General features: G+C 36.6%; 23 protein-coding genes. 8 read left to right on the top strand and 15 right to left on the bottom strand.

The window, feature by feature from the left end:
* The 4 genes from fabD to KTJ72_RS02430 form a co-directional block, all read right to left on the bottom strand.
* On the bottom strand, positions 1 to 900 hold the full coding sequence (fabD, locus tag KTJ72_RS02445; RefSeq protein WP_034532416.1) for an ACP S-malonyltransferase: 900 nt from the start codon (positions 898 to 900) through the stop codon (positions 1 to 3).
* Positions 901 to 933: 33 nt separating this feature from the next.
* Positions 934 to 1,176: an acyl carrier protein gene (locus KTJ72_RS02440; protein ID WP_034532415.1), complete on the bottom strand. Its 243-nt coding sequence runs from the start codon at positions 1,174 to 1,176 to the stop codon at positions 934 to 936.
* A 38-nt stretch (positions 1,177 to 1,214) separates the two neighbouring features.
* Positions 1,215 to 2,189, bottom strand: coding sequence for a beta-ketoacyl-ACP synthase III (locus KTJ72_RS02435; protein ID WP_034532414.1), 975 nt, complete (start codon positions 2,187 to 2,189; stop codon positions 1,215 to 1,217).
* Between the two features lie 272 nt (positions 2,190 to 2,461).
* Positions 2,462 to 3,118: an NAD(P)H-dependent oxidoreductase gene (locus tag KTJ72_RS02430; RefSeq protein WP_094751081.1), complete on the bottom strand. Its 657-nt coding sequence runs from the start codon at positions 3,116 to 3,118 to the stop codon at positions 2,462 to 2,464.
* Between the two features lie 161 nt (positions 3,119 to 3,279).
* On the opposite strand from KTJ72_RS02430, the gene KTJ72_RS02425 reads away from it, so the two are divergent.
* The 4 genes from KTJ72_RS02425 (at position 3,280) to KTJ72_RS02410 (ending at position 9,020) form a co-directional block, all read left to right on the top strand.
* Positions 3,280 to 5,013 carry a phospho-sugar mutase gene (locus KTJ72_RS02425; RefSeq protein WP_217304061.1) on the top strand — a complete coding sequence of 578 codons (1,734 nt, stop codon included), beginning with the start codon at positions 3,280 to 3,282 and terminating at the stop codon, positions 5,011 to 5,013.
* A 91-nt stretch (positions 5,014 to 5,104) separates the two neighbouring features.
* Entirely contained in the window at positions 5,105 to 5,902 is a 798-nt protein-coding gene (locus KTJ72_RS02420) for a methylenetetrahydrofolate reductase (RefSeq protein ID WP_094751083.1), read from the top strand.
* Between the two features lie 14 nt (positions 5,903 to 5,916).
* A complete protein-coding gene (locus tag KTJ72_RS02415; RefSeq protein WP_217304060.1) occupies positions 5,917 to 7,128 on the top strand; it encodes a DUF2075 domain-containing protein in 1,212 nt (403 codons plus the stop codon).
* An 86-nt stretch (positions 7,129 to 7,214) separates the two neighbouring features.
* Positions 7,215 to 9,020, top strand: coding sequence for a M3 family oligoendopeptidase (locus tag KTJ72_RS02410; RefSeq protein WP_217304059.1), 1,806 nt, complete (start codon positions 7,215 to 7,217; stop codon positions 9,018 to 9,020).
* A gap of 37 nt (positions 9,021 to 9,057) precedes the next feature.
* Here KTJ72_RS02410 and KTJ72_RS02405 read toward each other — a convergent pair whose 3' ends face one another.
* The 8 genes from KTJ72_RS02405 to KTJ72_RS07165 form a co-directional block, all read right to left on the bottom strand.
* Complete coding sequence (locus KTJ72_RS02405) at positions 9,058 to 9,939, bottom strand: C39 family peptidase (RefSeq protein WP_041153075.1); 882 nt, start codon at positions 9,937 to 9,939, stop codon at positions 9,058 to 9,060.
* 173 nt (positions 9,940 to 10,112) lie between these two features.
* On the bottom strand, positions 10,113 to 11,735 hold the full coding sequence (locus tag KTJ72_RS02400) for an ABC-F family ATP-binding cassette domain-containing protein (protein WP_034532404.1): 1,623 nt from the start codon (positions 11,733 to 11,735) through the stop codon (positions 10,113 to 10,115).
* A 136-nt stretch (positions 11,736 to 11,871) separates the two neighbouring features.
* Positions 11,872 to 12,522, bottom strand: coding sequence for an SDR family oxidoreductase (locus KTJ72_RS02395; RefSeq protein ID WP_178391610.1), 651 nt, complete (start codon positions 12,520 to 12,522; stop codon positions 11,872 to 11,874).
* A 155-nt stretch (positions 12,523 to 12,677) separates the two neighbouring features.
* Positions 12,678 to 13,022 (bottom strand): iron-sulfur cluster biosynthesis family protein, encoded by a 345-nt coding sequence (locus KTJ72_RS02390; RefSeq protein WP_034532401.1) that lies wholly within the window; start codon positions 13,020 to 13,022, stop codon positions 12,678 to 12,680.
* A 101-nt stretch (positions 13,023 to 13,123) separates the two neighbouring features.
* Positions 13,124 to 14,584 carry a PH domain-containing protein gene (locus KTJ72_RS02385; RefSeq protein ID WP_217304058.1) on the bottom strand — a complete coding sequence of 487 codons (1,461 nt, stop codon included), beginning with the start codon at positions 14,582 to 14,584 and terminating at the stop codon, positions 13,124 to 13,126.
* Positions 14,574 to 15,041 (bottom strand): PH domain-containing protein, encoded by a 468-nt coding sequence (locus tag KTJ72_RS02380; protein WP_217304057.1) that lies wholly within the window; start codon positions 15,039 to 15,041, stop codon positions 14,574 to 14,576. Before KTJ72_RS02380 ends, KTJ72_RS02385 begins: the two co-directional genes overlap by 11 nt.
* 27 nt (positions 15,042 to 15,068) lie before the next feature.
* Positions 15,069 to 15,554, bottom strand: a complete 486-nt coding sequence (locus KTJ72_RS02375) for a hypothetical protein (RefSeq protein ID WP_217304056.1) — start codon at positions 15,552 to 15,554, stop codon at positions 15,069 to 15,071.
* Positions 15,555 to 15,654: 100 nt separating this feature from the next.
* A complete protein-coding gene (locus tag KTJ72_RS07165; RefSeq protein ID WP_346726676.1) occupies positions 15,655 to 16,293 on the bottom strand; it encodes a C40 family peptidase in 639 nt (212 codons plus the stop codon).
* Between the two features lie 203 nt (positions 16,294 to 16,496).
* On the opposite strand from KTJ72_RS07165, the gene KTJ72_RS02365 reads away from it, so the two are divergent.
* Positions 16,497 to 17,804 carry a DUF3290 family protein gene (locus tag KTJ72_RS02365; RefSeq protein WP_094751090.1) on the top strand — a complete coding sequence of 436 codons (1,308 nt, stop codon included), beginning with the start codon at positions 16,497 to 16,499 and terminating at the stop codon, positions 17,802 to 17,804.
* A gap of 48 nt (positions 17,805 to 17,852) precedes the next feature.
* Here the strand turns inward: KTJ72_RS02365 and KTJ72_RS02360 are convergent, their stop codons facing one another.
* Positions 17,853 to 18,455 carry a nitroreductase family protein gene (locus KTJ72_RS02360; RefSeq protein WP_217304055.1) on the bottom strand — a complete coding sequence of 201 codons (603 nt, stop codon included), beginning with the start codon at positions 18,453 to 18,455 and terminating at the stop codon, positions 17,853 to 17,855.
* Between the two features lie 163 nt (positions 18,456 to 18,618).
* On the opposite strand from KTJ72_RS02360, the gene KTJ72_RS02355 reads away from it, so the two are divergent.
* On the top strand, positions 18,619 to 18,942 hold the full coding sequence (locus tag KTJ72_RS02355; protein WP_041153081.1) for a DMT family transporter: 324 nt from the start codon (positions 18,619 to 18,621) through the stop codon (positions 18,940 to 18,942).
* A 37-nt stretch (positions 18,943 to 18,979) separates the two neighbouring features.
* On the opposite strand, the gene trhA is transcribed toward KTJ72_RS02355, so the two are convergent.
* The gene (trhA, locus tag KTJ72_RS02350) at positions 18,980 to 19,669 is read right to left on the bottom strand and encodes a PAQR family membrane homeostasis protein TrhA (RefSeq protein WP_217304054.1); all 690 of its coding nucleotides are present in this window, start codon (positions 19,667 to 19,669) and stop codon (positions 18,980 to 18,982) included.
* A 110-nt stretch (positions 19,670 to 19,779) separates the two neighbouring features.
* Positions 19,780 to 20,352, bottom strand: coding sequence for an aggregation-promoting factor C-terminal-like domain-containing protein (locus KTJ72_RS02345; protein ID WP_057198413.1), 573 nt, complete (start codon positions 20,350 to 20,352; stop codon positions 19,780 to 19,782).
* 240 nt (positions 20,353 to 20,592) lie between these two features.
* Here KTJ72_RS02345 and KTJ72_RS02340 point away from each other — a divergent pair, with 240 nt between their 5' ends.
* Together KTJ72_RS02340 and KTJ72_RS02335 are read left to right on the top strand one after the other, a co-directional pair.
* The gene (locus KTJ72_RS02340) at positions 20,593 to 21,507 is read left to right on the top strand and encodes an ABC transporter ATP-binding protein (RefSeq protein ID WP_041153082.1); all 915 of its coding nucleotides are present in this window, start codon (positions 20,593 to 20,595) and stop codon (positions 21,505 to 21,507) included.
* Positions 21,507 to 22,250 (top strand): DUF2705 family protein, encoded by a 744-nt coding sequence (locus KTJ72_RS02335; RefSeq protein WP_041153083.1) that lies wholly within the window; start codon positions 21,507 to 21,509, stop codon positions 22,248 to 22,250. Before KTJ72_RS02340 ends, KTJ72_RS02335 begins: the two co-directional genes overlap by 1 nt.
* Positions 22,251 to 22,340 lie beyond the last annotated feature (90 nt).

Raw genomic sequence — 22,340 nt, 5'->3', positions numbered from 1 at the left:
TTATTCTCCTAACTTATCTAATAAGGCATCTAGAGTTTCAACACTTTCTACATTGTATGTATCAGCCTTTAATGTCTTTTTAGCAAGCTTACTTAGCGTATTTCCTGGACCGATTTCGATAAAAGCGTCAATGTTTTTGTCTTCTAGTGAAGCAACATCTTGCATGAAGTGTGTTGGATTGATTAGTTGGTTAACTAATGTTTCCTTGATGGTGTCCTTAGTAAATGGTTTTACAGTAGTATTACTGATTACATCTACTTGAGGTTCATCAAATTCAACACTTTCAAGACGTTTAGCTAATTGATCTGATGCAGGTTGCATCAATGGAGTATGTGAAGCTACGGCAACTTGTAGTGGAACTACACGTTTTGCGCCCTTTTCCTTCAATACTTCCATGGCGTTTTGAACCCCTTCTTTAGTACCACCAATAACAACTTGTGACTTGTTATTGTAGTTAGCTGGGTATACGTCATCAATTTCATCACAAACGCTCTTCACAAAATCAGGGCTAAGACCCAATACAGCAGCCATAGAACCTGGATTTTGCTTACCTGCTTCATCCATGTAATGTGAGCGATCGTGTACTAGCTTTAGCCCTGATTTAAAAGATAGTGCTTTAGCAGCAACTAAAGCACTATACTCGCCTAAACTCAATCCCATCATTGCAACAGGTTTCTCTATTTTGTCTTCTAAAATACGATGAATAGCTACACTCATCGTCAAAATAGCGATTTGAGTATTATTAGGATTATCAAAAATTTCCGGATCAGCTAAGTTTAAATTCAATGTTTCTGAGGCCTCGTCAATTGTACGTTTGTACACAGGGTTTGACTTGTACAAATCCTGTCCCATTTCCTTAAATTGACTACCTTGGCCACTAAATAGATAACAAATATTCAAACTTAAACACTCCTAGTTAATTAAAACTAATTATTATTCTTCAACTTTACCAGCAACGTAGTCAACTAATTGTTGTACAGTTGCGATGTCGTTGTCACTGTCAATTTCGATGTCGTATTCGTCTTCTAGAGCATCGATGATTTCAAATAAGTCTAAACTGTCTAGGTCTAGTTCTTCTTTGAAGTTAGTGTCCATCTTGATGTCTTCAGCCTTAACGTCTGATTGATCTACAACGATTTCTTTTACCTTGTCAAAAATTGCGTTCTTGTCTGCCATAATATAATTCACTCCATATATAAAATTAAAATAATAAATTAATACCTTAAAATAATAGTTCCTGTGGTTAGGCCACCACCGAAACCGGAAAGGGCGATAATATCTCCCTTAGCTATTAAACCATTTTCCATCATTTCTGACAACAAAATAGGTTCACTAGCTGCAGAGGTGTTCCCATAAAGATTAATATTGATAGGGAATTTGTCCTTACTAACGCCTAATTTACGGGCTACTGATTTAATAATTCGAGCGTTAGCTTGATGTAACACAAAGTGATTTATGTCACTTAACTCAATCCCAGCTTTTTCTGCTGCTTCTTTAATTGATAATGGAACATTCTTGGTTGCGAAGTTAAATACTTCTCTACCATCCATATGCAAATAACGATCTGTGTCGTCATCATCTCGTGGTCCAAATGTTTCATTTCCCAATATATGACCAGCAAGAAGAGCTTCTCTTCTATCTCCATAATTCTTCAAGTTACTGGATAGTACTTCTCCATCGCCTTGGTTTGAAACTAGCATTCCACCAGCACCATCACCGAATAATACAGCGGTGGTTCTGTCTTCCCAGTTAATCAAGTTACTCATTTTTTCTGAACCAATTACCATCCCTAAAGCGTTAGGCTTCAGTTCAAATAATGAGTGCATAATATGAGTAGCGAAAACAAATCCAGAGCACGCAGCACTGATATCAAATGCAACAGCATTCTTAGCACCAACAATACCTTGAACTGCAGAAGCAGTTGATGGCATATGGTAGTCTCCAGACATCGTAGCTACAATGATAAAATCAATATCATTCGCATCAACGTTTCCGTTCTTAAGTAATTGCGAAGCAACCTCAGCACTTAAAGAAGTGTTAGTTTCCTTAGTGGCGATTCTACGTTGCTTAATCCCGGTTCTTTTACTGATCCATTCATCAGAAGTATCCATGATTTTAGCTAAATCGTCATTGGTAACTATCTTTTCAGGAACAGCTTTAGCAGTAGCTAAAATTGAAAAACTGCTCATGATATCTCCTCTAAACTGAATTTAGTTTACTTTCTCGATAGTATCTATAAAATACCACTCATTTATTTTTAATTAATTTCCCCTTTTTTTCAACTGATAAAAACTCATATCGACGTATTGTTAATTGACAAACATTGATATATCAACGGTTCATCTATACTTTTTATCCATATTTTTAAAAGTTACGCATTATATATTATGTAACTCATTAAATATTGGCGTTTCTTATAAAATTAAAAAGCCACCTATAATAGGTGGCTTTTTGTTTTTGATTATTTGATTACTTTGTATACTTCATCCATTGGTTGGCGTTTCTTTGGAGTAATGTCTTGGTCACGGTAACCAAAACCAGCCATTACTGAAACACCCCATTCTTTAGGATCTAGAATACCCTTTTGAGTTAAGATATCTTCAATCTTTGAACGGTCAAATCCTTCAATTGCACAACTATCGATATCTAATTCTGCAGCAGCAGTCATCATGTTAGCTAATGCAATGTAAGTTTGTTTGCATGCCCAGTCGAATTTCTTTCTGTCATCAGTTAAATCAAATTGTGTCTTTTGGAAATCATCAAACTTCTTTGAGAATGGTGAGTCAGGTGCAAAATGGTGACCACTAACATCTTCAGTAATGTGTTGAACATACTTACTTGTTGCAGTGATGCCCTTCTTAGCCAAGATGATTAAGAAGTGGCTAGCACCGTTTAGACTGTTTTGAGCACCCCATGCATCTTCATAGATGTCTTTTTTTACATCATCATTTTCAATTAAAAGGAACTTCCATGGTGAAAAACCAAAGGCACTAGGTGAAAGTCTACCAATTTCCATGATTGTATCCCAGTCTTTGTCAGAAATCTTCTTGTCAGCGTCAAACTTCTTTGTCGCGTAACGACGATGAGCAGTTTTAATAATTTCTTCGTTTTTATCCATTATTATCTACCTCTTTTACGTATATATTAGATGTAACTTAACATAAAGATTTATTTAAGTTCAACAATATACACTTAGCAGAAGCGTAATAAAATTGACGCGCTATGCTGATTTAACTATACTTAGAATGTAATTTAAATAAGTTTATTGGAGACTTTACTATGAATGCACAAGACTTATATCAAAAATGGGTTGATCAACCCAACCTAAATGAATCCGTAAAACATGACCTAGCAAAAATCGCTAATAATAATGAAGAAATTAACGATGCTTTTGGTACTAACATGTCATTTGGTACTGCCGGTATGCGTGGCTTAATTGGTGCTGGTATCAACCGCATGAATATCTACACCGTTAGACAAGCTACCGAAGGTCTAGCATCTTACATGGATACTTTAGATGAAGAATCAAAAAAACGTGGTGTTGCCATTAGTTTTGATTCAAGATACCACTCAAAAGAATTCGCATATGAAGCAGCTCGAGTATTAGGACAACACAACATTAAATCATACGTGTTTGACGATATCCGCCCTACTCCTGAATTATCATTTGCAATTAGACACCTACATACTTTCGCGGGTGTTATGATTACTGCCAGTCATAATCCAATGCAATACAATGGATACAAAATCTACGGCCAAGACGGTGGTCAAATGCCACCAAAGGCTTCTGACATGATTACCGACTACGTCAGAAAAGCCGAAGATGTATTTGCAATCGACGTTGCTGACGTAAAAGACTTAAGAGGAAAAGACCTACTATCAGTTGTTGGTGAAGACGTCGATGATGCCTACCTAGCAAACGTCAAGACAGTTAACGTTAACCACGACCTAATTAAAGAAGTTGGTAAGGAACTAAAATTCGTTTACACACCTCTTCATGGTACAGGTAAGATTATCTGTCGTCGTGCTCTAGATAATGTTGGTTTTAAAAACTACTCATTAGTTAAGGAACAAGCAATTGCTGATCCAGAATTTCCAACTGTGGACTTCCCTAATCCAGAATTCCCAGAAGCATTTAACTACGCTATCAAGTTAGGTAACGAAGAAAATGCCGACGTTTTAATCGCAACCGACCCCGATGCTGACCGTTTGGGTGCTGCCGTAAGACAACCAGATGGTTCATACGAACTAATGACTGGTAACCAAATCGCATCAGTACTATTGGACTACATCCTAACCGCTAAGAAGAATGCTAACGAACTACCAGCTGATGGAACAGTTGTTAAATCCATCGTATCTACTGAACTAGCAACTAAGATTGCTAACAACTACGGTGTTGAAATGCAAAATGTTCTTACTGGATTCAAGTACATCGCTGAAAAGATTAAGGACTTCGAAGAAAACATGGATCACACTTTCCTATTTGGTTTCGAAGAAAGCTTCGGTTACCTAATCAAGCCTTTCGTTCGTGATAAGGATGCTATCCAATCAACTGTATTACTTGCAGAAGTTGCTGCTTACTACAAGCAAAAGGGCCAAACCTTATACGATGGTCTACAATCAATCTACAAGAAATACGGTTATCATGAAGAAAAGACTATCTCAAAGACCTTCAGCGGCATTGAAGGAAAGGAAAAGATGGCTAACATCATGAACGAACTACGTTCAAACCCATTAAACGAATTCAACAATCAAAAAGTCGAATCACTTGAAGACTTCCAAACATCTACCAAGACCAATGCTAATGGTTCTACTGAAACAATCGAACTACCAGAAGCAAACGTTTTAAAATACTGGCTAGATGATGGCACATGGTTTGCTATCCGTCCTTCAGGAACAGAACCAAAGATTAAGTTCTACCTAGGTAGTGTCGATGATTCTGCTGAAGCTGTTAACAACAAGCTAAAAACATATGAAGATGCCGTTGATCAATTAATTGAACAACTAGTATAATATCAAAGCGTTATTAACATAATGTTAATAACGCTTTTTTTATGTTTCGTGATAGAATGTTAATATAACTTCAAGTTGAAAGGAAATTTCCATGAGAAAGCAATCATTCTCTGTTGAAATTGAGGCCAATCCAGGTGACTTGCGACAAATGAAGCATTATTTGCATAAGTGGCAACCTGATTTTGTTTCCATTAGTAATCTTAGTCGCTATTCATATGAAGAAATGGTCCAATGTGCCAGATACATTCAAACGGATTTAAACATCCCTGTTGTCATCCACTTAACTGGACTAACGCATACAAAAGAACAAATCAAAAAAGCTTTTAATGAATTAATGGACTTAAACATCCGTAACTTCTTATTAGTTCGTGGAAACATCCATCATAATATGCATATCGAAGATGACTTTAACTACGCTAGCGATTTGATTAAATACGTGAATCAACTAGATACGGATTCAAAAATCAACGTCGTTGCCGGTTGTTATCCTGATATTCACGTGCTCGCTGACTCACTTACAGAAGACATCGAGTATTTAAAACAAAAGGTTAATTCAGGAGTCGATAGCCTAATATCATTAATGTGTTTCGATAACAAACGAATCTATAAGTTTCTAGACAAGTCTCGTGAATTCGGCATCAATGTGCCAATCCGTATTGGTATCATGCCAATTACTGATCCATTTAAAAGGCATTACTTAACACATAATGATGTCAAGATGCCCGAATTCTCCGAAGAAGAAGATAATCTACTTGAGAATGGAATCAACTATGCCGTTAACCAAATCAACGATTTGTATGAACACAACGTTAACGGTATTCACCTATATACTCACAATGATTGGATGGTATCCGATCGAGTATTTGAAAACATCAAACAAAATCTATAAAGGAGCATCATCCAATGGGCAACAGTAACGCTGCTGACAATAAGCTTGCACCAACCAAGCAACTTACTGACGAACAATCTCGCCTAGTAGAACAAATTAAACAGTTTGCAATCGATCACTTAAATGATGATACCCACGCTGTCTTCACCATCTACGGTGATGCCGGAACTGGTAAGTCCGTCATTTTAAGTAAGTTATTCTACGACATCCAACAAATGGCGCATGAAAAAAGCAGTCCGTTATATCAAACTAGTAACTATTTTTTGGTTAACCATCCCGAAATCTTAAAGGTCTACAAGAAGATGGCCGGAAGTCAGGATAATGTCTTAAAGAAAAACTTTAATCGACCTACTTCCTTTATTAACCAAAATGACAAGAACCATCAAGATGTTGATATCACAATTATCGATGAGGCCCACCTATTATTATCCCGTGGTGATCACTACAATAATTTCTATTACGATAATCAACTATCTGAAATCATCAAGCGTTCTCAAATCACCATTCTGGTATTTGACCACCGCCAAGTTCTTAGAACTAAATCATTCTGGAACTTAGATAGATTGCACCACATCATTGACCCATACACCAATGGTGAATATCACCTAACTCATCAATTCAGAATGACCGCTAGTGATTCATTGGTAAAATGGATTAACACCTTTACGGATGGTAAACTAACCCCGCTTCCCGCTGACGCAAAGAAAGATTACGATTTTCGTATCTTTGATAATGCCGAAGAAATGCGGAAGGCCATCTTTGCTAGAAACCAAGAAGTCGGCCTTTCTCGAATCGTTTCAACTTCTGGATATCCATCAACACTAGATGGTGGTAAACACTATGTAACTGAACCAGACTTCAAGATGCCATGGGATCAATATAACTACACGCAAACCCCATGGGCAGAAATTCCAGAAACCGTAAACGAAGTCGGTTCCATGTTTACCTGCCAAGGATTTGATTTGAACTACGTTGGAGTCATCCTAGGACCGCCTATCTATCTAGATGGTGATGACGTCCACGTTGAAATGAGTAAGTTCACCGATGTTGAATCACTCAAGAAACGCAAGGACATGGATGATCCAGTCGAGTTCGAAAGGATTAAGGAACAACTAGTATTAAACTCCGCCAATGTTTTACTAAAACGTGGTGTTAAAGGTTTATACATCTTTGTTCATAACCAAGAACTACGCAAACGTCTCTTAGACGACTACAAAAAGTTATAAAAAATGTCACCCAGCTAAACATTTCTGGGTGGCTTTTTTGCATAAACTGATATAATTGTTTCAATTAAGTTTTTTGGAGGGGAAATATGAAATACTCGCTTAACTGGGATTTAGATTCAATCTTTGCCGGGGGATTACATGGTAAAGAATTAACCGATAAATTAGCTGTTATCAGGGAATCCATCGAAACATTTCGTCAAGCCATTAACGACTACGAATTCGATAATGATGACGCGCAATTCTCTAGATTTTCAGAACTAACCGACTTCTTACAAAAAATTCAAGCCGGAATCATTCAAGCCTCAATGTACATAAACGGTAAACATTCCGACGATGTAAACAATGAAGAAGTTCCACCAATGATTGATAAAGTTCAATCGCTAGACGTTAAGGCTGCCCAAATCGATCAACTACTTCAAAAGAAGCTAGCCGATTTATCAGATGATCGTTTTAATGAACTAATCAAACAACCTGGTCTAGACACCATTGCCTTTTCTTTGAAGGAAAACAGACACTTCGGAAAAGAACTATTGGATGATACCCAAGAAACCATCATTTCAGAAATGAATCTAGAAGGTTTAAGCTCATGGTCCAACCATTACAGCACATTAATCGCTGGTGTTAACGTCGACTTTAGAGACGAAGACGGCAACCCTAAGACACTATCAGCAGGTCAAGCCGATAACGAAATCTTGGGTAATGCCGATGCCAAGTATCGTCAAGATTTGATGCCAAAATGGGAAGCTGCCTTTGAAAACAAACAAAACCTATTCGCCGATACCTTAAATCACCTATCAGGTAGTCGCCTGCTAGACTACAAGTTCCATGGTACTGACGATTTCTTGAAGTACCCATTAGAACTTAACCGCATGTCAAAAGAAACTCTTGATACCATGTGGAAGGTCGTTGACGACAACAAGGACGTCTTGATTAAGTTCTTAAACCGCAAAGCACAATTAATCGGTAAAGATAAGATTGGATGGGAAGATGTCGCTGCCCCAATCAACATCGGTAACGAAAAATCAAAGACATTTACTTACGATGAAGCTGCAGAATTCATCATTAAACAATTCAACAGTTTCTCACCTAAGATGGCTAAATTAGCCCAAAAGGCGTTTGAAAATAGATGGATTGAAGCAGAAAACCGTCCGGGCAAAGAACCTGGTGGATACATGCAAGACCTACCAGAAACTGGCGAAGCTCGAATTTTTCTAACCTTCACGGGTTCACCAAACGATGCATCAACCATCGCCCATGAACTAGGTCATGCCTTCCACAGTAGTGTGATGAACGATCTACCATACTTCCGCCAGGACTATGCAATGAACGTTGCCGAAACCGCATCAACATTCGGTGAATTAATTGTTTCAGACGCCAACGTCAAGGAAGCAAAGACTGACGAAGAAAAGATTAGCCTAATAAATGCCAAGATGGATAACCCTGTCGCAATGTTTTTAAACATCCGCGCTCGTTTCCTATTTGAAACTCGTTTCTACGAAAGAAGACAAGACGGTGTTCTAACTGCTAACGAAATTAACGACTTAATGGTACAAGCTCAAAAGGATGCCTATGGTGAATCACTATCTACCTACTCACCTCACTTCTGGGCAAGTAAGATGCATTTCTACATCGACGACATTCCTTTCTACAACTTTCCATACACATTTGGTTACCTATTCAGTCTAGGAATTTACGCCAAGGCGCAAACTACCGACGACTTCGAAGATCAATACATCTCATTACTAAGAGATACTGCTAACATGACTACCGAAGAGTTAGCAAGCAAACACCTAGGTGTTGATTTAACCAAACCAGACTTCTGGGAAGCAGGAGTTAAACTAATCGAAAAAGACGTTGATGAATTCATCAAACTAACCGAAAAATATGTATAAAAAAAGAAGCGCTCTTATCGAGTGCTTCTTTTTTTGATTAACGAACTACAACAGCCATCTTACCTTCGTAGTTGTATAGACTCATGAATTGAGAAGTTGAAACCCAGAATACTGGATTACTCTTACCCGTCTTGAATTGGTATCTCCATGATGATGGATCTGCCATCTTGAAGAATCCGTTCTTGTATCCAACAACAACTAGAGTGTGTCCTGTAGGTTTCTTCATACGGTATCCAGTGTATGCAATCACTGGGTTACCATGTTTAATTTCATTGATGATTTGGTTCTTTGATGCACCACTGAAATTATAAACAGTCTTTCTGTAAGTACGACCGTACTTAGCTAAAGCTCTTGGGAAGATTGTCCAGTTTTGGCTGGTGTTGTTCTTAGCGAATGGGTTCCCTACGAAACCGTAGTTTTGATTGGTAGATCTTGGCATTCTATCTAAGAAGTACTTAATTCCCTTGTTTAAACCAATGCTTCTAGTTGAAAGAGCCATCTTTAAGGCAGTACCTTCACAACCGTTGGGTGCATCGAATGGGAAGTGTTGGCTTGTATATACGAAAGGAATTTCGTAGACACTAGTCTTGCTCAAGTCTCTTGAGCTAATCCATCCTTGGTTGATTCCTTGGTAACTAATCTTGTAGTAAACAGCTTTCTTTAATTTAGCTACTTGAGTTAGTTGAACAAGTTGGTTTTGAAGATTGATTTTCTTCATCACCTTAACTCCTTCTTTGTAAGGAGAAACGTAAGTATCTACGTTATTTTTGTTAACGATTCTTGCATTATAGTTTCGCGCTGAACTAATAGTATAGTTCTGACTTTCTGCGTTTGATGTATCAGAATGAGCTACGCCCAATGCGACGATAACTACACCTAAAAACATTACCACACCAAGTGCAGATAATATTTTCTTCATTATGTCTCCACTCCATCCATGAATTATTATTTATATTAATAATATAATACAAACAAATTTTAAATGCTTAGAATAAACTGTTCTGTAAATAAGTTTTAACATTTTGGTAACATTTTTGATATTTTATTAAAAAAAGACGTGATTATTAAAATAATCACGTCTTTTTTACTATATTAGTATAATTCTTCGACTTGTTTTTGAACGTCTGGATGATTTACGAAATCATCATAGTGGGTATCGGCTCTTTGAACCATCCCTTTATCAGACACTTCAATAATGTGATCAGCGATAGTTTGAACAAACTCTCTATCGTGAGAAGTAAAGATTAGTGATCCATCAAATGGAATTAAAGCATCGTTTAGTGCAGTAATTGATTCCATGTCTAAGTGGTTAGTAGGATCATCTAGCATCAATACGTTACCCTTTTGTAGCATCATCTTGGATAACATACAACGAACCTTTTCTCCCCCTGATAATACCTTGATTTGTTTTTGGATATTATCACCAGAGAATAGCATTCTACCTAAGAAACTACGTAGAAATGGATCATCACTTTCTTCTTTTGAAGCGAATTGTCTTAACCAATCAATGATAGTTAATGAATCGTCTTCAAAATCAGAGTTGATGTTCTTTGGCATATAACTAGTACGAGTAGTTTGACCCCATACTACTTCACCTTCGTCAGGTTCCATCTTACCGGCTAAAATTTGCATTAAAACAGTAGTAGCAACGTCGCTTCTACTGATAATGGCAGTCTTTTCACCAGGACGTAGTGTAAATGTAATGTTGTCTAAGATCTTCTTACCATCAATTGTCTTTGAAACACCCTTAACAGAAACTAGGTCATTTCCTAAATCACGTTCTTTTTCGAACTTGATGAATGGGTATTTACGTGACGATGGTTGGATATCATCTAGGGTAATCTTGTCTAATTGTTTCTTTCTTGATGTAGCTTGTTTTGACTTAGAAGCGTTGGCAGAGAATCGAGCGATAAATTCTTTCAATTCTTTGATTTGGTCTTCCTTCTTAGCGTTAGCATCTTGGCGCATCTTAGCGGCTAATTGACTTGATTTCAACCAGAAGTCGTAGTTACCAACATATAGTGAAATCTTCTTGAAGTCAACGTCACACATCATGGTACATACTTGGTTTAAGAAGTATCTATCATGGGATACAACGATGGCGATGTTCTCGTAATCAGCTAAGAAGTCTTGTAGCCATTCAATAGTATGGTTATCCAAACCATTGGTAGGTTCGTCAAGAAGTAGGATATCGGGGTTACCGAATAAAGCTTGAGCTAATAAGACCTTCACCTTTTGTCCTTCAGAAAGTTCACTCATCTTTTCGTAGTGTAGTGATTCATCAATTCCCACGCTTTGTAGCAATTGTGATGCATCGGCTTCGGCGTTCCATCCGTCCATTTCGGCGAATTCACCTTCTAATTCAGCAGCCTTAACACCATCTTCATCAGAAAAGTCTTCCTTAGCGTATAAGGCGTCTTTTTCCTTCATGATTTTGTATAGCTTTTCGTGTCCTTGAATTACAGTATCTAGAACTTCGCAATCTTCAAATCCATAGTGATCTTGGTTTAAACTAGAAATTCGTTCATTCTTACCGATTGAGATACTACCACTAGTGGGTTCAATCTTTCCTTCTAGCATTTTTAGAAAAGTTGATTTACCAGCACCATTGGCCCCGATAACACCATAACAGTTACCAGGTGTGAATTTTAGGTTTACATCTTCATATAGTTTTTTACCTGAAAAATGTAATCCCATATTAGTTACAGTTATCATTTCATACCTCCATCCAATCAATTAAGATAAAAAAGGGCCCTTGTTTCTCAATTGAATCAAGGGCGTTTTTATTTATTGATTCTATTAATAACTCAGATAACCATATCATATGAAAACTACTTAGACAAGTTAATTATTATAGAACGGCTTTAATGTCGCTACTTCCACTTGTGATTTCATAAATGTGGTTAATGGCCTTATCGTCGTGTAATACAGCCACAACGAAGTTAGCAACATCTCTTCTAGGAATGTTCATGCCAGCTGCACGTTGTTCGATTACATCGACCTTGCCTGTTTCTTCATCGTTGGTTAAAGCTGATGGTCTAACAATGGTGTATTCTAGGCCACTATTTCTTAATTCAACATCTGCGTAGTGTTTGGCGATGTAGTAGCCATGCAAACCAGAATCAGCCCAGAAGCTTCTATCGTCAGCGCCCATTGCACTAACCATGACGTAGCGAGTGATGCCAGCTTGCTTAGCAGCTAGCATTGACTTTACGGCACCGTCTAAATCGATAATCAATGTTTGATCATCTCCAGTAGCACCACCTGACCCAGCTGAGAAGACAATCTTATCAATGGCGTTGTCAGTGTAGACCTTAGCCATGTCTTCAATTGTGCCCTTTAAATCAAAGATAACTGGTGAAACATTTTCCATATCATTGTATTCGGCGAATTGCTTGTCACTTCTTACTCCGGCAAAAACGTTGTCACCTGTTTTACCTAACTTTTCTACCATATGAATACCTACGTGGCCATGGGCCCCGATTACTAAAATGTTGCTCATAACATCCATCCTTTCCATACTTACTTATTAATAGTAATTCTATCAAGAATGACAGTGCTCATAAAACGATTTGCTCAAAAAAGACGACCATCTAAGATAGTCGTCTTTTACCATAATTGTTTTTTATTAAGCGTTTTGTCTTTAATTAATTGTTTTTATTTTCTCTTGTCAATAACTGGAACGTTACCATCAATCATACCTGAGTCACCAGATAGGATTAAAGCATTGTACATAACGTCGAATTTCAAGTTTTGTTCTAGGAACGATCCACTGTAGTCTTTGTAGTAGATAGGTCCTAAGTCTGAATCCATACTTGCGTTAAAGTCTTTGTCTTCTAAATCAGGGTCAACTGCAATCAAGTCAAAAGATGTATCAATCGCACATGAACCTGCGTCAGAGTAGTTTCCAACACCATCATCTAGGCTCAAGAAGAACTTTGCGTCGCCTTGAACTTTGTTTTGAATCTTTTCTTTTGCTGCATCTGTAATAGTTAGTTTCATAAAAATGAACCCCCTTCATTTATATTACAAGTATCTATAATACTCGGATAAAATCTTGTGTCAATAGTTTGTACACGATTTAATTAAATTTTACGCTATTTTTATTGGCGATACCAATCATAAATCTTTTGAGCACCGTCATAATCAATATATTGAACTCCAGCGATTTGCGCAGAATCGCCTTTTCTAATCCGGATAACGATGTGGGCCAGGTTATTTCTCTTCATGAATACGCTAGATTCAAAACGTATACTTTGAATTTCGTGCCATCCAACATAGTAAGTTCTTTGTTTGAATAAAAAGCCGTTGGATACAATCAAATAATCATCTTTAGCATCACCTGTTAATCCAATTGAACTAACCCGGTATTTAAAGTATGCATTACCCAGAGTGTAAAAGAAAGTAAAAACACCGATTACAACTAAAGAATAGGATAATGTTGTCCACCCAATAAAGTAAATCACGATTGGTATGATTAACAATATCCAATCAAAATTCCTGAAGAACAACCAGATTGATCTTTTACGGACATTGAATTTTTCGACCGTTTTTAATGGTATCCATTCAAAGAAATCATTCATCATTTCAGCATACTTGTGTGAGTTTAAGATTGGCAAGACCACTGCTTGTGATGATTCCTCGTCGCTACCATCTGAAGCCATGATAATCTTGACGGTCATAATCTTTAGCAGCTTTCCCATCACATTTTGTTCTACCAAAACACTTTGAATCCTATCGATGGATAATCGAACCTTGTTTCTGGTAAATAGTCCTTTTTCGTATTCCAGATACTTACCCTCTTTTACCAGGGTGAAATCATAGAATTGAAACATCGTGTAGATAAACGATAGTAATAACGCGATTATAATCGCCATGATTGAAAAGGCAATCAAGCTAACCAGGTTGGAGCCAAATCCCTTTTGATAGATGCTAATAGCGAAGTCCAAGACTGCTCCATGGGTAATGTGGGCAATCAAAAACATCGTAATAAAGACCCTAAAGCTAGTAAAGGTATATAGCGCAATGTCCCTAGTAGAAATCTTGTATTGAGCATAACCATGGTTAATTTCTTCTTGGTTATTATCCTCAATTTTTTCAACATCAGGTTGTTCTACATCATCGTTAACATCCACATCTTGAGTTTGATATTGTTTGTGCTTTTCTTCTAAAATCGCACCAACATATGTCTTAACCGCACTCAAAATAATTTGATCGTGAGAACCACTCTTGCTGGCATTGTTAATTTGTAGTTTTTCAACGTCAAACGGTCTAAACAAAAAGAACTGACTGTGTTCAATCGATTGAATTCTAGCAAACGGAACGTGGATGATCTTTTTAAAGATAACACCCTTTTTAATTACGATTTGCTTATCTTCAATCGAATAGGTAAAACAAAGATATGAAATGATGTCCCATACTATCGTAATAATCACGAATATAATCCCTAATTTAAAGCTATCAATGTGTAATGGATTGCCAATAAAAGAAGCTAAAAAAATTGCTATCAATATGTCTTCAAGACGATTCACTAGGTTTAATGGGCTCAGGTGTTTATCTTGCATTTCTGGCCTCCATTGCTAATCTCATCACTTGGGTCTTAATGTTTTCTGATTCTTCCTTAGTTACGGCAGCAATTTCATGACTGTCAGCGGAAGTATAAATGCTAATCTTATATAGATTCTTATGTCTTAAAATTGGACCTTGTTCGATATCGACGTTTTGCACACGGGCAATCGGAACAGTAGCTTGTTCTCTAAAGATAAAACCTTTTTTAATTTCAACACGGTCTTCATGGATAGCATATTGATGAAAAGCATAACGGTATGGGATTGAAACCATGTCCACTAGTGCCAATACCACCAAAATGGTACCTAAGACCGGCAAGATGTATTCAACATACTTCCAGTCTAGATACTTCACGACAATTGTGGCAATGGTGAAGATGATGATTTCAACGATAATGGTAATAACGGCTGAATATAGCCATACTGTTTTGACGCTCTCAGGTAGTTTCTTCATTTATATTCTCTCCTCGATGTTGCTATTTTATTCTCTCTCTAAATCTAGTAACAAGTTGTTGAAGTCGGCTAACTTACGGTAGCCTTCTGAATAGTCGACATTTAGAAGGCGGTGAGTTGGAATAATCAGAATTAATGGATTAGTAATAACTGCATCCCTTACGTCGACCTCCTTGAAGTCATATGTATCACAGAACTCTTTGATATCCACGGTGTCTCCATAATCAATATCACTAATCTTTTGATAGATTTGTTCATTTAATTCGCTAGTTGATAAATCGACCGGTACCGCAAAGTGTTTGCGGGTGCCATCAATGTATTCGCGAAGTTGAATTTTAAATTCTTCAGTCACCTTACGATTAAATACGAATTCTGCATCTAATTTAGGGTAAAAGTTATAAATATTGGAAATTCCTGTATTGGGGTTATTAATGAAGTTAATCCCCTCTCTGGTACAGGTAAAATAGAGTTTTTGCTTTTTGTATTCGACTTGATCCCAGTATAGTTTTTCCATTTGTATCCTTCCTATTTCTAGTATTATTAATATCTTACCATAACTTAGTTTTGGTTCTAGACAAAAAAAGACACGACGCAATGTCGTGTCTTTTAAAGTATTAAGATACTCGAGCGTATCCAACTTCATGCCACCAAGGAACATGAATTTTTTCTGTTACAACTCCACGGTTTTGTGCATCAATCATTCTGTCATGACCAATGTAAATACCTACGTGGTAAATGTTACTGCGGCTACTACCAAAGAATACTAGATCACCTTTCTTAACATGCTTTCTGCTTACATGTCTATTGGTGTTGTATTGCATTTGGGCTGTTCTTGCCAAGTATTTGCGGGCTCCACGACGATATGCATATTGGGTAAATCCAGAACAGTCAAAACTATATGGACCAACAGCTCCATATACATATGGGTGTCCTAATTTGCTTGAAGCTGCTTTATATACACTCGAGAATCCTGACTTACGAGCCTTCTTATGTGTAACCTTCTTAACAACCTTACGTGCTTTTTTCTTAGCAGCTGGTTTCTTGTAGGCAACTTTTTTGGCCTTTTTCTTATGGATATGTTTCTTTACCACATGACGCTTTTTAGCTTTTTTCTTTTTGTAAACCTTATGAGTTTTTTTATGATGAACTTTGTTAGCGCTTGCGTTGGTAACATCGGTTGCAAACAATGTAGCCATCGCCAAAACAGTCAACATTATTAACATGATTGTCTTTTTCGTTTTTGTTTTGTTCATAGCACTTTATTCCCCGCTTTTAAAAATTTTATACTTTCTTAACTTATGACTAAAGTATAGCTACAAAATGCTACATAACAGGAACAAAAGTATTTCAAAAATATAAAAAAATATTACCTAAATGTTACATCCAATGGTTTTATAATATAAATCGTTCTATAATGAGAACTATACTTAACAACTTTTAAGAATAAGGTGATTTCATGGATTTATATTCATATGACTACTTAATCCATCCAAATACTATCGTTACATATTTACTATTAGCATTAGCGGTAATTGTTGGATTAATGATTATTTTTAACGGTTTTAAATACATGCGCGATAGAACAAATTTAAAATACCGTGACATATTTATTACCATGATTTTGATTGCCATACTATCAATTAGTATCGGCTTCAGTAATATTCTGCAACAACGCAACTCTTCGTCGCAAAATTCCCAAACTACTGAAATGGTTAAGGCCATTAGCAGAAGCAAACATATTTCTACATCAAAGATTTACGTTAGCTCCCCTCAATTAACTAATGGTATGACTGTAAAGGTTGGCGATAAGTTCTACCAAGCTACTTTTAATACAAGTTTTAACAGTTATCAACTTCAACCTATTCAATTGATTCCTACCAATATTACTTATCACGACAAACCATCACTTCAAATTGGTGACTTGAACAAGGAATACTTGGTAATCCTATTTAAGTTCTTAATCGGATTCGTCGTATTGGTAATTCAAATTAACATTTCTGGTAAAGGTAACTTGGCACCTTCTAACGCGGTTGATCAAATTCAAAACTACGTTCTTGGGGGTATCATCGGGGGTATGATTTACAACCAACAAATCACCACACTACAATTCTTCATCGTATTGTTAATCTGGTCATTGGTTATCTTTACTAGTCGTATCCTTAGTCGTCAGTTCTCGATATTCCATCGGATCTTCAATGGTGAACCTCAAAACATCATTACTAATGGAATTGTTAATGTTGATACAGCCCTAAAAAACGGTATGTCAGCAGCTGATTTATCATTCAAGCTAAGAACTAAGGGGATTAGTAACTTCCAAGACGTTAAGTCTGCTGTCTTAGAACAAAATGGACAACTTACTGTTACCACCTTTGGTGATGAATCATTAAGCTACCCTATCATTACTGATGGGACAGTTAATGCCGAAGTCCTAGAAAAGATGGGCCACGACATGGACTGGATTGAACAGTTAGCGAAGGATTCACACAAAGAAATTGCTCAAATCTACCTAGGTCAATATGTCGATGATCATTTAGTAATCATCCCATATCCTACTCATAAAAAACGACCTTGGTACTATGAATTGGGCGAACGGGTTGAAAACTTCTCCCACAACCACAAGCTAACACCTGAAAGTATTAAGAATGCAAAAGCATTACAACAACTTAAGGAACTTTCTAAGAAACGTCATTTAGGTGATAAATCTAATAAAGATGACAAGAAGCCCACTAACCAACGTGGTACAAAAGGAACAAAACAACAATAAAAAAAAGATAGGTCGTTTGACCTATCTTTTTATTTATTGGGATTGTTCTTACTTGAATACCTTGAAACGATCTTCGACGTTCATGTAATCCTTTGATTGTGCTGGTGCTTCGATTGAGCCGAATACCATTTCACCACGTAGTCTCCAGCTAGATGGAATATCGAATTCCTTAGCAACGTCTTCGTCGATCAGTGGGTTGTAATGTTGTAGGTTAGCACCTAGACCGTTTTCAGCTAATCCAGTCCATACAGCGTATTGTGCGTTACCTTGAGCTTGTTCTGACCAATCGTAGAAGTTGTCAGCGTATGATGGGAAGTTCTTTTCTAGTCCATGAACAACATCCATGTCAGTGAAGAATAGGATAGTAGCGTAACCATTCTTGAAACCGTTGATCTTGTCAGTAGTTGCCTTTAAAGCATCGTCATCCTTTAAGTGTGGCTTTAAGTTGTCTAAAGTAATGTCCCATACTTTGTCTTGGTTGTCATTGAATAAGATAACGGCACGAGTTGATTGACTGTTGAAAGCTGATGGAGCTTCCTTGATTGAAGCTTTGATGAAGTTTGCTAATTCATCTTGGCTTTGTTCAACGTTACGACCTAAAGCGTAAATAGTACGACGGTTCTTTTGTAAACCTAGTAGTTCTGTTTTCATGTTAAATCTCTCCTTTTGTCATATCTGATTGATTAACTTATATTATATCACTTACTTTTAGTTAGTAAACCTTTTTGCATAATTTTTTTAATGAACAAATAAAAAGTTAAGTGATATGATTTAAGTATCAGCATAATATTATTTTTCGATGAGGTAAATTAATATGTTTTATTACTTATTTTTAGCGCTCGCTATTATTGGAGAACTCATCGGTACAAACCTATTAAAGATGTCGATGGGTTTTACTAAGATACTTCCAACAATCGGATCGCTAATTTCATTCGCACTATGTTTTTACTTTTTATCAATTGCGATGGTTAAGATTCCGCTAAACATTGCCTACGCTAATTGGAGCGCACTAGGAATTCTTGCCACTACCGCAATCGCATCTTTGGTGTACAAGGAACAAATTAACGTCATGAGTATGATTGGTATCGTCTTTATCATCATCGGTGTCGTTTTGTTAAACTTATTCAGTGCAAAATAAAAACGCTAAGTTAGAATATCTAACCTAGCGTTATTTTTTATACATAGAAATAAATTGAGAAGTACATCAAAATGGTCCCAATCATTACAAAGACGTGCCAAATGACGTGGCCAAATGGAATTCTTGGAAAACTGTAGATTAATGCACCTACAGTAAATGCAATTCCACCAAATAGTAGTAATAAGAAACCGTGAATTCCTAAGTAATCATATAGTTTGACGATGCCTAGTAGACACATCCACCCCATTACAACGTAGATAATAGTAGAAAGTGTCTTTAATTTACCCATCCACAATACCTTGTAGATGATTCCTAGCACGGTCATAATCCAGATTACAGTTAGGATGACCCAACCTAGCCAACCACCAATTGCGATTAGACAGTAAGGTGTGTAACTTCCAGCAATTAGTAGGTAGATTGCTGAGTGATCAAAGATTTGGAATAACTTTTCAACACGCGTGAAATATAGGCTATGAAACATGGTAGAAGCAATGTAGAAAACTACTAACGTGATTGAATAAATCACAAAACTGGTAATTCTCATTGCACCACCTACGTGAACACCATGAATAATCAATGCGATTGCACCGATGATTGCAAGTAATTCTCCAATTCCGTGGGTGATTGCACTAAAGATTTCGTTTAATAGGTAGTATGTTTTATCCTTAATCCAGTTAAACTTTTGCTTAACTGAGTCGGTAGTCTTTTGTTTTAAGTCGTTGTTCATAAATAAAGTACCTCAATTAATGTTTATTTAATTATATAACTATGTAATCTAGTTTTCAACACTAGATGTTAAAGAGTATAAAAAAAGAACCCTCTTTGGGGTTCTTTTTATTAGTACCAGTTATGTGATAACCAGAATGCTTTGGCCTTTACCCATGATCCGTAACGGCTCTTAACATATTTGTTAGCAGTACGTTCTTGGTTCTTATGAGAAAAGTTACCACCGTAGTAACTGATTGATAATTGGTATTTACCGTAACATGAACCGTTTGATGCGGTGTACGAACCACCTGATTCATGGTAAGCAATCCATGCTTTAGCAGCAGCGTTTGCTCTTGATAAATGTTTTCTTACTTTGTAAGTTGAGTGTTTCTTGATACGTCTTGAACTAACAATTTTCTTTACTGCATGCTTCTTAACACGTTTTACAGTGTGTTTCTTAGCTGCCTTTTTGTGAGTTCTTGCTACTTTCTTAGCTTTCTTAGATACTTTCTTGTGCTTACGTACCTTTTTAACATGTTTAGCAGCTTTTTTCTTAGCGGTTCCTTGAACGGTCTTTGTTTGAGCTGATGTGGTTGGTGTAGCCACTGAATCAGCTTTTGCGGTTTGTGGTATTAAAAACAATGTCGCAATCAATAATGATACCAATACTGCAAAGGTAATCATCTTATTATTCGAATGCATATAATGTTTTCCCTCCTTAAAATTACTTGAATAACATAACGAACCAGTTTTACTATCTTGTTAGAGTTATGTTACAGGAATGTTACATTTTATTTCAGTCGTGAAACAAAACTATTCTTAAGTCTGATTTGAAAGCTCTTAAGACTTTCTTAAGTTTCAAGAAAAAGAATTGACTTTTAAAAGAAAAATGTATACAGTTAGTTACATAAGTAATTAACTATTATTATAAGGAGATGCACTATGAAAACTCTTGAAGTTCAAAGCTTAAACAAGTTCTTCGGAAGAAAACAAGCTCTATTCGATGTTTCATTTGATATCGAACCAGGTACTATTCTTGGCCTAATCGGACCAAACGGTGCTGGTAAGTCTACTATTATGAAGAGTATTGTGGGTCTAACCGACTACAACTCAGGTAGCATTAAAATTGATGGAAAAGAATTAACTAAAAACAAGCGTAGCAGTCTAGAAAACGTTGGTTCAATGATTGAATCACCTGCTCCATACTTGAATCTAACTGGTCGTCAAAACCTAAAGCTTTTCAATGACGGTTCTACCACCGAAGAAGAAATGCAAGAAATTATGGAAGAAACTCAAATCACTGAATTTGCCGATCGTAAGGCTAAGAAGTACTCATTAGGTATGAAGCAGCGTTTAGGAATTGCCATTTCATTGCTTAACCACCCTAAGCTACTAATCCTAGATGAACCTATGAACGGTCTAGATCCACAATCAACTCATGATTTACGTGACCTACTTGTAAAACTATCAAAACGTGGCATTAGTATCCTTATATCAAGTCACTTACTTGATGAACTATCACGTATCGCTGATTACTATGTAGTGATTAACCACGGTAAGGTAATCAAGAAGTCAGACGCTAAGTCATTCCTATCAGAAGGTCCTAAGACCATTAAGTTCGAAGTTCAAGACACTGAAGCAGCTAAGAGTGCTCTTGACGCAGCCGGTTTCACTGCCACTATTTACGACAAGACTGTTGAAATCGAAGACAACAACGATTCAACTGCAATGAACGCTGGTCTATCAGCATTGAACCAAGCAGGAATTGAAATTGAAAATGTTTCAAGAAACCAAACTGACCTAGAAGAATCACTATTGAAGCTTCTATCAAGTGATAACAACAAGGAGGCTAAATAATGTTAACTTTAATCAGACAAGAACTATATAAACAATTACACGGTAAGTTTTACATTGGATGGGGTATCGTTACACTAGTAATGGCACTATTTGCTGGATTTGTATATCACTCATCTAAAGAATTAAGCCAAATCAACGCAAACGGCCCAATCTTCTCATCAGCCATCATCGTTGTCTTGGTTGCTATGATCGTTTTTGCTAGTTCAATTCTTACTACTGACTTCTCAAACAATACTGTTAAGTACTTGTTTGCTCGTCAATTCTCACGTGGAAAGATTTTCCTATCAAAACTAGTAACAATCGTTGTTATGTACGTATACCTACTAGTTGTTTCATTTGTTTCAACTTTAATCGCAAATGCATTATTCAATAAGATGCGCTCAATTCCTTTTGATGTATTTGGTAACAGAATTAGTGGTATGAGTTTCTACCTATTCTTGATGTTATCTCTTGTATTACTAATTAGTTGCCTATTCAAGAGTAACGCCGTAGCAATCGCCATCGGAATTGTTTTCTACTTCGTAGTTAACATCATTAACCCATTCTTAAGCATCTTTATTTACTATCACTCATGGGTTAAATACATTCCACTAACATTCCTAAATGTTTACTCACAAACAATCAGCCCAATGATGTCAGAAATGACTAAGCTATCATTGACTGAAATGAGAGTTGGATCAATTATTTGGGGAATTGTCTTCCTATTAATTACTTACGTTGTTTACAACCGTCGTAATGTCTAATAATAATATAGTAGAAAAAAGCGACTTAATTATTGTTTAGTCGCTTTTTTTATTGGAATGAACGGCATAAAAGTGATAAACTCTTGTTAT

This window comes from Apilactobacillus waqarii (assembly GCF_019061205.1).
Taxonomy (GTDB): Bacteria; Bacillota; Bacilli; order Lactobacillales; family Lactobacillaceae; genus Apilactobacillus; species Apilactobacillus waqarii.
This window is presented reverse-complemented; position numbering and strand designations above follow the sequence as displayed.

Bases quoted from the DNA above. Each gene is read 5' to 3' on its own strand.
- KTJ72_RS02385 (WP_217304058.1), bottom strand. From the start codon at position 14,584: ATGCAAGATAAACACCTGAGCCCATTAAACCTAGTGAATCGTCTTGAA.
- KTJ72_RS02345 (WP_057198413.1), bottom strand. From the start codon at position 20,352: ATGCATTCGAATAATAAGATGATTACCTTTGCAGTATTGGTATCATTA.
- KTJ72_RS02435 (WP_034532414.1), bottom strand. From the start codon at position 2,189: ATGAGCAGTTTTTCAATTTTAGCTACTGCTAAAGCTGTTCCTGAAAAG.
- KTJ72_RS02390 (WP_034532401.1), bottom strand. From the start codon at position 13,022: ATGAAACTAACTATTACAGATGCAGCAAAAGAAAAGATTCAAAACAAA.
- KTJ72_RS02440 (WP_034532415.1), bottom strand. From the start codon at position 1,176: ATGGCAGACAAGAACGCAATTTTTGACAAGGTAAAAGAAATCGTTGTA.
- KTJ72_RS02365 (WP_094751090.1), top strand. From the start codon at position 16,497: ATGGATTTATATTCATATGACTACTTAATCCATCCAAATACTATCGTT.
- KTJ72_RS02415 (WP_217304060.1), top strand. From the start codon at position 5,917: ATGGGCAACAGTAACGCTGCTGACAATAAGCTTGCACCAACCAAGCAA.
- KTJ72_RS02395 (WP_178391610.1), bottom strand. From the start codon at position 12,522: ATGAGCAACATTTTAGTAATCGGGGCCCATGGCCACGTAGGTATTCAT.
- KTJ72_RS02375 (WP_217304056.1), bottom strand. From the start codon at position 15,554: ATGGAAAAACTATACTGGGATCAAGTCGAATACAAAAAGCAAAAACTC.
- KTJ72_RS02340 (WP_041153082.1), top strand. From the start codon at position 20,593: ATGAAAACTCTTGAAGTTCAAAGCTTAAACAAGTTCTTCGGAAGAAAA.
- KTJ72_RS02420 (WP_094751083.1), top strand. From the start codon at position 5,105: ATGAGAAAGCAATCATTCTCTGTTGAAATTGAGGCCAATCCAGGTGAC.
- KTJ72_RS02335 (WP_041153083.1), top strand. From the start codon at position 21,507: ATGTTAACTTTAATCAGACAAGAACTATATAAACAATTACACGGTAAG.
- KTJ72_RS07165 (WP_346726676.1), bottom strand. From the start codon at position 16,293: ATGAACAAAACAAAAACGAAAAAGACAATCATGTTAATAATGTTGACT.
- trhA (WP_217304054.1), bottom strand. From the start codon at position 19,669: ATGAACAACGACTTAAAACAAAAGACTACCGACTCAGTTAAGCAAAAG.
- KTJ72_RS02380 (WP_217304057.1), bottom strand. From the start codon at position 15,041: ATGAAGAAACTACCTGAGAGCGTCAAAACAGTATGGCTATATTCAGCC.
- KTJ72_RS02410 (WP_217304059.1), top strand. From the start codon at position 7,215: ATGAAATACTCGCTTAACTGGGATTTAGATTCAATCTTTGCCGGGGGA.
- KTJ72_RS02355 (WP_041153081.1), top strand. From the start codon at position 18,619: ATGTTTTATTACTTATTTTTAGCGCTCGCTATTATTGGAGAACTCATC.
- KTJ72_RS02405 (WP_041153075.1), bottom strand. From the start codon at position 9,939: ATGAAGAAAATATTATCTGCACTTGGTGTGGTAATGTTTTTAGGTGTA.
- KTJ72_RS02360 (WP_217304055.1), bottom strand. From the start codon at position 18,455: ATGAAAACAGAACTACTAGGTTTACAAAAGAACCGTCGTACTATTTAC.
- KTJ72_RS02425 (WP_217304061.1), top strand. From the start codon at position 3,280: ATGAATGCACAAGACTTATATCAAAAATGGGTTGATCAACCCAACCTA.
- KTJ72_RS02400 (WP_034532404.1), bottom strand. From the start codon at position 11,735: ATGATAACTGTAACTAATATGGGATTACATTTTTCAGGTAAAAAACTA.
- KTJ72_RS02430 (WP_094751081.1), bottom strand. From the start codon at position 3,118: ATGGATAAAAACGAAGAAATTATTAAAACTGCTCATCGTCGTTACGCG.